Annotated in this window: 11 protein-coding genes and 2 pseudogenes; 8 read left to right on the forward strand and 5 right to left on the reverse strand. The window is 69.9% G+C overall.

Going from position 1 to position 9588, the window contains the following annotated elements; translation table 11 throughout:
* Positions 1 to 386 precede the first annotated feature (386 nt).
* A complete protein-coding gene (locus V7793_RS03580) occupies positions 387 to 611 on the forward strand; it encodes an MbtH family protein (RefSeq protein ID WP_335581410.1) in 225 nt (74 codons plus the stop codon).
* 132 nt (positions 612 to 743) lie between these two features.
* Here V7793_RS03580 and V7793_RS03585 read toward each other — a convergent pair whose 3' ends face one another.
* A complete protein-coding gene (locus V7793_RS03585; RefSeq protein WP_335581411.1) occupies positions 744 to 1223 on the reverse strand; it encodes an HIT family protein in 480 nt (159 codons plus the stop codon).
* Between the two features lie 415 nt (positions 1224 to 1638).
* Here V7793_RS03585 and V7793_RS03590 point away from each other — a divergent pair, with 415 nt between their 5' ends.
* From V7793_RS03590 to V7793_RS03610, 5 genes are all read left to right on the forward strand, one after another.
* On the forward strand, positions 1639 to 2298 hold the full coding sequence (locus V7793_RS03590; protein ID WP_335581412.1) for a hypothetical protein: 660 nt from the start codon (positions 1639 to 1641) through the stop codon (positions 2296 to 2298).
* Positions 2299 to 2527: 229 nt separating this feature from the next.
* Positions 2528 to 3022, forward strand: a complete 495-nt coding sequence (locus V7793_RS03595; protein WP_335581413.1) for a hypothetical protein — start codon at positions 2528 to 2530, stop codon at positions 3020 to 3022.
* Positions 3023 to 3294: 272 nt separating this feature from the next.
* Entirely contained in the window at positions 3295 to 3531 is a 237-nt protein-coding gene (locus tag V7793_RS03600; protein WP_335581414.1) for a hypothetical protein, read from the forward strand.
* Between the two features lie 282 nt (positions 3532 to 3813).
* On the forward strand, positions 3814 to 4029 hold the full coding sequence (locus V7793_RS03605; protein WP_335581415.1) for a hypothetical protein: 216 nt from the start codon (positions 3814 to 3816) through the stop codon (positions 4027 to 4029).
* A 99-nt stretch (positions 4030 to 4128) separates the two neighbouring features.
* A complete protein-coding gene (locus V7793_RS03610) occupies positions 4129 to 4665 on the forward strand; it encodes a GNAT family N-acetyltransferase (RefSeq protein ID WP_335581419.1) in 537 nt (178 codons plus the stop codon).
* A 204-nt stretch (positions 4666 to 4869) separates the two neighbouring features.
* On the opposite strand, the pseudogene V7793_RS03615 reads toward V7793_RS03610, so the two are convergent.
* The 3 genes and pseudogenes from V7793_RS03615 to V7793_RS03625 all read right to left on the reverse strand — a co-directional run.
* A pseudogene (locus V7793_RS03615) lies at positions 4870 to 5001 on the reverse strand (LuxR C-terminal-related transcriptional regulator); the annotation flags it as partial.
* Positions 5002 to 5030: 29 nt separating this feature from the next.
* Positions 5031 to 5789, reverse strand: coding sequence for a DUF6193 family natural product biosynthesis protein (locus V7793_RS03620; RefSeq protein WP_335581416.1), 759 nt, complete (start codon positions 5787 to 5789; stop codon positions 5031 to 5033).
* Positions 5790 to 5857: 68 nt separating this feature from the next.
* Positions 5858 to 6162 (reverse strand): annotated as a pseudogene (locus V7793_RS03625) (transposase); the annotation flags it as partial.
* A gap of 370 nt (positions 6163 to 6532) precedes the next feature.
* Between V7793_RS03625 and V7793_RS03630 the strand changes: the two are divergent.
* Positions 6533 to 6904, forward strand: coding sequence for a cupin domain-containing protein (locus V7793_RS03630; protein WP_335581417.1), 372 nt, complete (start codon positions 6533 to 6535; stop codon positions 6902 to 6904).
* Between the two features lie 314 nt (positions 6905 to 7218).
* Positions 7219 to 8175, forward strand: a complete 957-nt coding sequence (locus V7793_RS03635; protein ID WP_335581418.1) for an immunity 49 family protein — start codon at positions 7219 to 7221, stop codon at positions 8173 to 8175.
* Between the two features lie 152 nt (positions 8176 to 8327).
* On the opposite strand, the gene V7793_RS03640 is transcribed toward V7793_RS03635, so the two are convergent.
* Positions 8328 to 9569 (reverse strand): FAD-dependent monooxygenase, encoded by a 1242-nt coding sequence (locus tag V7793_RS03640; protein WP_335581420.1) that lies wholly within the window; start codon positions 9567 to 9569, stop codon positions 8328 to 8330.
* Positions 9570 to 9588 lie beyond the last annotated feature (19 nt).

Below are 9588 nucleotides of genomic sequence, written 5' to 3' on the forward strand. Positions count from 1 at the left end.
CGGCAATATGGTCTATCTCACGTTTACTTGAAAGACCTTTCCGACGTGCGGAGGGGAGAGCGCGGCGCTCGCCGTCCCGGAGGTCGTCATACGCCGATTGCCGCCGCGGGGAGGGGAGGACCGGTGGACACCGCGCGCCGGGGCGTGGGAATGTGCAACGCGTCGGTGAGACGTATCGCGTAGACGGGGCGGGCCAGTTGTTCTGCGTCCTTGCCGCCAGCGGTGCCGGGGCCGCCTGCCTGCGGTGTCGGCTTCGGCAGAGCGGGACGGTGCGGAGCACGGGCCCGGGCGGCGCGTTCCGGCAGGCGTTCGGCGCCTCCGTCGGCCACGGGTCCGTCACCATGATGAAGACATGGCATTCGCTGAGAGTGAGAGGGAGTGACCGGATGAGCAGCAATCCCTTCGAGGACCCGGACGGCACATACCTGGTCCTGGTCAACGACGAAGGACAGCACTCGCTGTGGCCCTCATTCGCCGACGTTCCGGCGGGCTGGCGGACCGCCCTTGAGGAGACCACTCGCGAGGCGGCACTCGAGTACGTCGACACCCACTGGACTGACATGCGCCCCAAGAGCCTCGTTCAGAGCGTGAAGGACTCCAGCTCGGCCTGAGCTGAGCCGCGCCCGGTGAGGCCGGCGTCCTCGGAGACCCCGGTGACCCCGGAAGCCTGGTGGTGCGGCAGCCCGTATGTGGTGCAGCGGGGCCAGGGCTTCGCTCCTGCCGGCAGCCCTGGTCGCTCGCGGTCACTGCGTCTCCGTAATCCTCCGTCGCAGGCGTGCTGCCATCTCGATCCGCTGTTCCGGGGTGTGCGCCAGGATGCCGTGCTCGGCCATCAACGCGTGGAACTGCTGCTGGTCGTAGGGAACGCCCGGTGGCAGGCCGGCGATGTGCCAATGCAGGTGCGCGTTGCCTTGCCGGCTGCCCAGCGACAGTAGATACGTCCGCTCCGGCGCGAAGACGTGCTCCACCGCCAGCGCCACGGTCCGTACCACCCGCATCAGCCTCAGATAGGCGGCTTCATCGAGGTCACGGACCACATGTTCGACGTGTGCCTTCGGCGCCACGAGAACCTTGCCCGGCAGCGTGGGCCACCGGTCCAGGAAGGCCACGTGCTCATCGTCCTCGAAGACGGTTTCGTGGGCGAAATCCGGGTCCCCGCTCAGGAAGGCGCACACGAAACAGGGGCCGCTCTGCGCCCGGGCGGAGTAGGCGCCCAGATCCATCGGCTGCCGCTCCGCCCGGTCCGCCGGCCCTCCAGGAACCGCCCTCGCCCCTTCCTTGGCCGTGACCAGCTCGGCCGGCTCGCCGACATGCCTCGCGAGCCCGAATCTCCCCACGTCCACAGCTGCTCCACCCTCCCGTCGAGCCCCTGCCCCGTCGATGATCCGACGCGAATCACCTCTGAGCAGTTGCACGCCAAGGCGCAGGGGGCTCCTTTCCGGCCACCTCTCCGAGTCAGGTGTGCAAGCTGAAGTCTCTCGGCTCCTGGGTGCGCGCCTGGAGGGAGAACTCATGGCGCATGAGCCCGCCAGGGATACGTAGCATGTACATGACGCGCACGACGCGGCCGAGAAGGGGCTAGACACGCTCAGACGGCTGTTCCCCTTGGCCGGGTATTTCTGTGAGAAGGAAGAACACATGCATCGCCGCTCCAACAAGGTCCTCTACGGGATGTTGACCACCGCACTGGGAATCGCGCTCACCGCCTGCGGCGGTAATGAAGGCGGTAAGGAAGTCGGCGCCCCCCAGGAGAGCGCGGCGAAGAGCGGGAGCGGCGAGGCGAGTCCGGTCGTGAAGGCGGAGTGGAGCCCCGCGCTGGCGATGGGGCAGTCCGCTCCGGGGCTGTACGAGCCCCAAAATTCCGGGGGCGGGAAGTTCCAGGTGGCGGCTACGAAGATCGTCAAGGGAACCCAGAAGCAGTTGAAGGACGGCCACTACATCGATGCCGATCGGAATCTGGAGGGCGGTACCCCGTACTTCGTGTACGTGACGTACACGCTGAAGGAAGGGAAGCCGAGCGTAGTCAATTCCGACCTCAATGCCCATGCCGTGATCCTCGACGAGAACGGCGAAAAGGCAGCGGATCGACCTGTCGTCCACACGGGCTACGTCGAGGGCGGCTGCCCGGCGGGGGAGATCTACATGGGCTGGGACGTCGGTGAGAAGCGCACTCGGTGCTCGATCTACATCGCGAAGGCGGGGGCGACGCAGCCTGCCCGACTGGCGTGGAGCATGGACGCGACGACTGCCGACGACTATAAGAAGGGCGTCTCTTGGGGGTGGACCACCACCCAGTGACCGGCTGCTCGACGAACTCGAAGCCTCCTGGGACGGGCAAGCACTGCCGTAAGCCCCGCCCTACCAAGGGCTTGACGAGCTGCCGGAGCCGCCGGGCCGGAAACCGCTCCGTCTCGCGGCTCGGAGTGGGCGGATGAGCGAACCCCGTCCATCGGTTGTTGAACGGGCTGCCTCAGAGTCCTCTGCAGCGCGGGAAAGGCCCGCGAAACCGCAAGGAATGAGGTTCCTCATGCGTCACATCGCCCCCAGACTGATGGCGACGGCCGCCCTGGCCGCGATCGGGCTCGGCGTCCTCGGCGCCGGCACCGCCTCGGCCGCCGGCACCGCCTCGGCCGCCGAGGTCAGCGTCAACGCCGCCCGGAGCACCCAGGTCAAGTTCCACAACGGGACCGGCTGCCAGCTGAACCGGCAGAGCTACGGCCTCGACCATGGCATCTGGAGCCAGGGGCAGGAGCCGCCGGTCACCGTCCACAACACGTCGGACGTCTCCTGGCAGTCGGAGAGCAACGGGTTCATGACCGGCACCGAGGGTTCCGTCACCTACCGGACGTCCAACTGCGAGGAAGGCTGGCGGAACGACCGGACCATCCGCTTCCACTGGAACAACCCCTACGTCGGCAGCAACGGCTACGACACGAACGGCACGGACAACACTTTCCGCAGCGTCATTGAGGGCGGCGGCGGCAACAATGCCCTGGTCACGTGGGGCGAGTACAAGAACTGACCCTCGAACGAGGGCTGCAAGGAGCGGCCGGGGCCTGTCCGGCACCGGCCGCGGTCCCGCCCCGCTCGAAGGGGGCGAGGGCTGCCTGCACGTCGGCCTTCGCCCTCTCCCCGGTTCCAGATGCCGCTGGTCCGATGGTCCGGCGGGCCGGCGCCATGAAGGCCGCTCCCGTACCGCCACGCCCGGATGCCGAAGTAACCCCCGCCGTCCAACCCCTCTTCCGCCGCGTGATGGCCGCCCGGCGGCACGGATGGGCATCCCGGGAGTCCCTGGTGACGGCCGGGTACCGATGGCCGGTCCGTCCCGACACTGTAGCCACCGGGCAGATCGCCTTCAGCTACCAGCGGCTGGCCTGGCTGGGCGTGCCGGAGGACTCTCTCGCCTCCTTCTCCGAGGAGTTCCGGGCCGGCACGGCCGCCCGTAAGGAGGTGCTCGGCGACCTCGGCACCGATGACCCCGGTCACTGGATCCCCCCCCGATGGGCGGCCCCGATGTGCGCCTCGGGGTGATGATCACCGCGAGGGCCCCCGAGGGGCTGCGGGAGCGGTGGACGAGGCCGGGCGTCTGGCCGGGGTGAGCCCGGTTTACCGGCTCGACGTCGGCGTCCCGGTCACCGGGCGCGAGCACTTCGGGTTCCGGGACGGCATCTCCAGCCCGCACCTGGTCGGCAGCGCCGATCAGCCGCTGCCCGGTCAGGACGCCGTCCAGCCCGGTGAGTTCCTCCTCGGCTACCCGGACGAATCCGGGGCGCCGCCGAAAGGGCCGGCCCCGGACGTGCTCGGCCGCAACGGTTGTTTACCTGGCCGCTCGTCGCAAAGTTCGTCGGTCGCTGGCGCAGCGGCGCGCCGCTCGCGCTGGCGCCGGACCATGACGATCCGGAACTGGGCGCAGATCCGATGCGCAACAACGACTTCCGCTACCAGGAAGACCCCCGGGGCCAAGGACATCACCAAGACCTCGCGGTGGCCGCCGTGTTCGACGACCTGCTGGACGCCGCTCAGGACTGACCGCCCCGCCGCCGGACCCCACACCACGGCCCACTCTCGTCTCGGCGATGGGCCGAGAAGCGCTTGGCCTGCCCTCGGAGGAGAGATCATCATGTGGGCATGTCTGAGAACCCATCCTCTGCAGCATCGACCGTCGTGCGGCTCCCTCGGTATACGAAGGCGGAGCAGGACGAGATCCTCGGCGACGGCGATGATCCCTTCGGCGTTGCCGCGACCGGCTTGACCTGGCTGCCCAAGGAAGAACACTTCGGCATCAGACACGGCGACCGGCTTGTGGCACACGCCGGCCTGCTTCGGCTGCCTGTCGCAGTCGGCGGCGTCGAGACGGAGGTGGTCGGCGTCGGCGGAGTGGCCGTCGCACCCGACATGCAAGGCCAGGGGCTGGCCCGGCTCGTCGTCACAGCGGCACTTGACCACGCCCGCACGATGGGCCCTGAGCACGCACTCCTGTTCTGCCGACCTCCCCTCGTGCCGCTGTACCAGCGCCTCGGATGGCACCCGCTCGACAAGGACGTACTCGTCGAACAACCCGAAGCCCGCCTGGTGACCATGCCGCTGCGGACCATGGTGACGCCCCTGCGTGACAACGCGTACTGGCCTTCAGAGCAAGTGCGCCTTTTCTCCCTCCCGATGTGACAGGCCCCCTGCGCTCCGCCTGGGCGGACAGGAGCGGCGTGCGGGCGCCGAGCGGCTCCGGCAAGGCTCCGCACGCTGCCCCGCGAAGAGTGAGCGCGGCCGGCCGGGTCTTGGGCATGCTGCCCGAGCAGTGACCTCTGCGGGCGGAGAGCCGGTCCGGTTCCAGTGCCTGGACGAAGGTTCTCCGATCCGGCGAAGGGCTGGTCAGCCGTGGTGCGGCGGGACCAAGGCGGCCTCGTCTGCGGCGATGGCCGCCTCCACCCGGTTACGCTCGCCCAGCTTCGTCAGAACGGCGCTGACGTGCGCTTTTACCGTGCCCTCAACCAGGCAGTAGCGCCTAACACAGTGAGCGACCCTTTAGTCGGCTAGTCGAGTTCGGAGTCACTGGCCTGGATGGCCGGATTGCAGTCCGAGGGAAGCGCCTCTACGACCAGGGCGATCGCTTCGGCGACGGTGGTGACAACGGTGTGCGTGCCGAGTGGTGTTTGTTGGCTACCGACCCGCCAGCTGTTGTTCTCGGCGGGGCCTATCTCGAAGAGGTCATGGGAGAAGGGCGGCAGGGGGGAGCGGTGGAATGTGAGCGTACCGTGGGTGATGAACGGGGCGAGTTGGCGAAGCTCCGGGGTGTTGTATGCCCCTTCCACGAGAGGACCATTCCGCTGGCCTGCGGTCGCGGCCCTCGCCACGTCCCACGCGTACTCGACTGCGCGCCCCTCCTCGTGTGCCACTGCGCGCGGGGAGGCGGCGAGCCACCCCCGCCGGCCGGCGATCACGGTGAGTGCGTCGCCACGCTGCCAGTCGTCGAGCGCCTGCGCCACGTCCGTCAGCGTCTCGGCATGCCCGGAAAGGGCTGCTCCCAGCCAGGGCATCGTCAGTTTGACCTGGATTTCGCGCCGGTCGCGTTCCAGGACGACATGGACGATCCCGCGGTCTGCCTCGATGACGAGGGTGACCGGCCCGTGAGGTGCAGATGACCATTCCGAGACACGCAGGGGCGCCAGGGTGATTCCGGCTGCTGCCGCGAAGCGTCGTAGCCCAGCGCCCGGGTCGCCGGCGTCGGGGCTGAGCTCCGGGTAGAGCGCGGTATCCATTTTTGGCCCGTCGTGCGGGGACTGTGCGCTCACAGGTGATCTTCCTCTCGTCCGGCTGGTCATGTTATGCGGCCGCTGTCCCAGGGGCCGAGTCCCCCACCCGAATCCGGGGCGTTGCCGCCGGTCAGGATGACGGCGAGCGGGGTGCCATGCCCGTCTGTGATCAGGTGGTGCTCGGAGCCTGCACGCCCCCGGTCGACCGGCGGCGGGCCTGTCCGGAGCCCCCTTCTAACGCCCTGACGTGGCTGGAGTCGACGACCGCCCTCGACATCCCCGACCCGAAGCCGAGCTCCTGGGGAAGGTGTTCCCACGGGACGCCGGTGTGCAGCACGAACAAGATCCCACACAGCATCTGCCGGTCCGGGACCGATTTGTGACCCGGGTACCTGAACCTCCGCTCCTTCAGCCGCGGAACGAGAAGCTCTCCAACCTCTGATCGACACTCGTCGGCAGGCGGCGGAAACCACGGGACGCGGCATGACCGATCCGCGGGCGATCCGCTGGCAGGCACGCCGGGGACCCGTACCGGCGAATCGGCGAGTCTTCAAGGAGCTTCGAGCGCGCTGAGGCGCCGCCTCCTCTCCCCCTGGTACGTGATCGACGCGGGGCTGCACCTGTGGGGTGCGGCGGACACCAATCCGCACCTGGAACACCTGCCCAACGAAGGAATCAGCCCCCTCCCGGTCACCGGACCACCCGCCCGGCTCGCAGCGCTCGCCGTGCATCTGCGCCCGTGCCTATGTTCAGGACAGTCGATCTATTCGAGGAGAGGGCGCATGGCCGGTCTCGTACGCAAGAGCTTCGCTTCACCGGAGGAAGTGCGCCCCTTCGAGGAGGGCAAGGGGCGGCTGGAGATGGTGGACCTGGGCGCCGGGCCGGTGGGCCGGGCGACATTCGAGCCCGGCTGGCGGTGGTCCCAGCACGTCAAGCCGATCGCCGGCACCGACAGCTGCCAAGCACCCCACCTGGCCTACGTCGCCTCGGGTCGCATCAAGGTCGTGATGGACGACGGGCAGGAGGAGGAGTTCGGCCCCGGCGACTGCATGCTCTGCCCGCCCGGTCACGACGCGTGGGTCGTCGGCGACGAGCCGTGCGTTGTGATCGACTGGCAGGGCTTCGCCGACTACGCCAAGCGCAAGGCGGGGTAGGCGGCCGCAGACCTCCACCACGTACAACCCAGAAAACTACCGCGCGAGGCAAGGGGTGCATCCCGGTAGTGGTCGCCGTCCGCTCGGGGTCCTCCGCCCGGTAGCGGACGGTGACGTTTTTGCCCTCCCGTATCAAGCACAGGCTTCGCGCCACCCCGGACCCGGCCGAAAGCGCCTGGACGCCCTGGATTCCGAGGGGGCGGGGGCGTGGGCATGCCGGCGCCTGCCCGGCCTCCGGCACCGCGCAGCGGCGCTGTCAGTGGCAGCTGGCATCATCAACTGCCAGCCGGAAGGATCGAGGAAGGGCAGCAGCCGTGCACGAAGTGATCAGCCACACGGTCAGCGAGCAGCAGATCGTCCAAGCACGGGAGGACATCCACCGCCGCACGTACTACCGCTATCACGAGCTCCGTTACGGCTACATGTCCCTGAAGGGGCTTCGGGGGATGCACGAGGAACTCCTCGACCACGTTGCCGCCCGCATCACCACGGACCCCGCGCTCGACGAGCCGTCGCGCAAGGCGTTGCTGACCGCGGCGGAGTGCTCTCTGGCGACGCTGAGCGTCGGCTGCTTCCCCGACGGCGACCAGGAGATCCGCCTCCCGCTCATCGACGAGAACCTCACCAGCGGCGAAAACACCTTCGGAGACGGCGTCATCGAGCAGGCCCCCACAGCCCGCACGTGGTGGGAGACCTTCGCGATATGTCTGGTCAGCGGCCAGGTGTGGGAATGGCGGCGGGTGACCGGACTGCTCCTGCGCGAGGACTACGCGCCTGCGATCCGCAACGGCGTGCCGTACTCGAAGCTGACCTCGGTCTCGGATCCGGCGGACCTCGCCGCGATGGACGCGCTGTGCAACTACCTGGCCGAGGCGAGCGGACACCGTCCCCGCGACTGGCCGACCGTGCCCCTGCGCCGGCCCGACGCCGGCGAGCGCGCCGAGGCGGCCCGTCACCTGGACGCGGCCGGCTCTCTGACACCGGACCAGCGCGTTCTTCGCGTACTCCTCGACGACGACCAGCACGCCTTCGAACAGGCCCTCGCCGCCCGGCTCACCGAGCACCGGGAGAGCCTGGGGTCCGACCCCGCCCCCAGGACTCTGCTGCCGCTCGGCCCGCTGGCCCTGGCTGCCCTTGCGGTCCAAGTACACGGGTGGGAGCTGAACCTCCGGTCCGGCTACCTGCCGAACAGCATCCTGGGCTCCCCGCAGGCACTGCAGGAGGCGGCGGGCGCCGACGAGAACAACCTGAGCGGCTGGGCCGCCAAATAGTCGACCCGGACACGCGGTATTCACTGGGAGGCCTCGGTGGGTACCGAGGCCACGACGCTCCGGCCGTCCGGGGTCCGGCCAGGGCTACCTCCGCGAAGGCGAGGCCCATGGCCGACGCCGACGTCATCGAAGCCATCAGGTAAGTCAGTCAGTCAGTCAGCTGGCCTCGAAACGAGCGGCAACGCTCGCGGGAACTCGTCCATGCCGCCGAAGAGGTCGTCCATCGCCCGCTGCGTGGTACGGGCCGGGGTGGCGCGGACGGCGAGGTCGCGGGCGACCACCGCCAGGGGGTGGGTGAGGGCGGCGATCCGTCCCGCGCGGCGGGACCGGACCCGGAGGGCGTCGGTGCGTGCGCAACGGGCTGCGCTGTAGGCGGCCAGGGCGCCCGGTATGCCGGCCGCGTCGGTACCGTCCAGGAGGTGGGCGAGGACGACGGCGTCCTCGATGGCCTGGCAGCCGCCCTGGCCGAGGTTGGGGGTCATGGCGTGGGCGGCGTCGCCGAGCCAGACGAGGCGGCCCTGGTGGTAACGGGGGAGTGGGGCGGCCAGGTCGTGGAGGTCGTGCTGGAGCACGGCCGCCGGGTCGAGCCGCCTGAGCAGCGCCGGGATCGGGTCGTGCCAGGCGCCGTACCGGCGCAGGAGTTCGGCGCGGAGGTCGGCGGGGCGGTATCCCTCGGGGGCGACGGCGGTCGCGTAGACGTAGACCCGGCCGTCGGCGAGCGGGACGACGCCGAAGCGCTCGCCGCGGCCCCAGGTCTCGGCGGCCGCCGCCGGGGCCGGACCGTCGGCCGGCAGGACGGTGCGCCAGGCGGTCTCGCCGCTGTAGTGAAGGCCGGGGTGGGCCGGGTAGTGCTGTCGGCGCAGCGGGCTGTGGATCCCGTCGGCGGCGATCACGAGGTCGGCGGTGAACTCGCCCGACGCAGTGCGGACGATCGGACGTTCGGCCGGGTCGTCGGTGCCGTTCACGGCGGTGACAGCGGTGACAGCAGTGACGGAGGTAACGGAGGTGACGGCGGCGCCGTAGCGGATCGCGCCCTCGGGGAGCCCGGCGGTCAGGGCCTGGACCAGGGCCTCGCGGTGCACGGCGAGCGGGGGAGATCCGTACCGGGCCGTCATGGCGCCGGTGTCGGCGTGTTTCAGCCAGCGGCCGTCGGGGCGGCGCAGCCCGAGCGCGGCGGGTGCGGCGCTTCCTGCGGCGCGGGTGACGTCGAAGCCGATGGAGTCGAAGGCGCGCAGGGCGTTGGGGGCGAGGACGATCCCGGCGCCCACGGCGGCCGGCTCGGGCGCCCGTTCGCAGACGGTGACTTGCCAGCCGCGACGGTGCAGGGCCACGGCTGCTGTGAGCCCGCCGATCCCCGCACCGGCCACGACCGCACGACGCCGAATCCCCGACATGTCACACCACGTCCTTCCC

The sequence above is a fragment of the Streptomyces sp. KLMMK genome (assembly GCF_036961605.1).
In the GTDB taxonomy this organism is placed as follows: domain Bacteria; phylum Actinomycetota; class Actinomycetes; order Streptomycetales; family Streptomycetaceae; genus Streptomyces; species Streptomyces telluris.

Bases quoted from the DNA above. Each gene is read 5' to 3' on its own strand.
- V7793_RS03580 (WP_335581410.1), top strand. From the start codon at position 387: ATGAGCAGCAATCCCTTCGAGGACCCGGACGGCACATACCTGGTCCTG.
- V7793_RS03585 (WP_335581411.1), bottom strand. From the start codon at position 1,223: ATGGATCTGGGCGCCTACTCCGCCCGGGCGCAGAGCGGCCCCTGTTTC.
- V7793_RS03590 (WP_335581412.1), top strand. From the start codon at position 1,639: ATGCATCGCCGCTCCAACAAGGTCCTCTACGGGATGTTGACCACCGCA.
- V7793_RS03595 (WP_335581413.1), top strand. From the start codon at position 2,528: ATGCGTCACATCGCCCCCAGACTGATGGCGACGGCCGCCCTGGCCGCG.
- V7793_RS03610 (WP_335581419.1), top strand. From the start codon at position 4,129: ATGTCTGAGAACCCATCCTCTGCAGCATCGACCGTCGTGCGGCTCCCT.
- V7793_RS03630 (WP_335581417.1), top strand. From the start codon at position 6,533: ATGGCCGGTCTCGTACGCAAGAGCTTCGCTTCACCGGAGGAAGTGCGC.
- V7793_RS03640 (WP_335581420.1), bottom strand. From the start codon at position 9,569: ATGTCGGGGATTCGGCGTCGTGCGGTCGTGGCCGGTGCGGGGATCGGC.